This window comes from Pseudomonas sp. E45-MNA-CIBAN-0222, assembly GCF_040310405.1.
Taxonomy (GTDB): Bacteria; Pseudomonadota; Gammaproteobacteria; order Pseudomonadales; family Pseudomonadaceae; genus Stutzerimonas; species Stutzerimonas stutzeri_AC.
On the sequence record NZ_JBEOPU010000052.1, the window covers coordinates 1 to 814 of the forward strand.

An 814-nucleotide genomic window follows, 5' to 3' on the forward strand; every position below is an offset into this window, starting at 1 on the left:
TCGCCCCCACGCTCGCTGACAGAGCAATTTTGCCAACGGCATGGGGAGGTCGCTACTTTTTCAACAGAATCGGCCGGAAGCAGACGCAGGTGAGATGTTGCTATCGGCCAAAATCGAGCGCTGGGTGGCAGCCCGTAAGAGCCTGATAGTGTGTTAGATCAAACGCGAGCAAAGCAGGGTGCCGGAGATACGATAAGTGTCGGGAATGCGAGAGACAAAGAGCGCTCAGCGATAGCCTGCTCGAAGAGCTGCGGCGCCGTGCTGAAGCACGTGAACCGAAAGGCCGCTCTGGCCTAAGAGTTTGGCATCAACCGGGCCACCCTTGTATGAGTACCTGCGTGCTTCGGCGTAGGGGGTACAGTCTGTCCCTAGTAGGGAAAAGCTTCCCCGCCAGGGGGAGGAGTTTAGGACCGGCACCGTTGGCAGGGCAGGTCTGGCTAGCGTAGGAAGAGTTTCCAGCTCCTCATCGGCCATAACCTTCGCTGCACGTTGCAGTTGCGGGTGATCGCGTCCACGTACAACGGCCCGCACAGCCATTCGTGGCGGGCGGTTTCTTCACCCTCTTCTGTCCTGGTGCTGTAGTGCATCCAGACACCTGGATAGAACCGCTGTCCGTTATAGGTGATCTCAGTGTCGTGCACGCTGTAGCCGTTTTTTTGGAATAGCGATTTTTGTAGCTGCTGGGGCCAGCGGGGTGACGTTAATAGTCGCGCAGGATCGCGTCTTGGGCTGTTTCTCTGTAAGCGAACGGGCATTACACCTTGCCGGCGGATACCCAGTTGTGCGGCAGCAGCTCGACCAGAGCGCTGGCCTT

The 814-nt window shown here is 58.1% G+C and carries 1 pseudogene; it reads right to left on the minus strand.

The annotated features are described in order from the left end of the window. Positions 1-437: 437 nt before the first annotated feature. A pseudogene (locus AAEZ08_RS22740) lies at positions 438-814 on the minus strand (hypothetical protein); the annotation flags it as partial.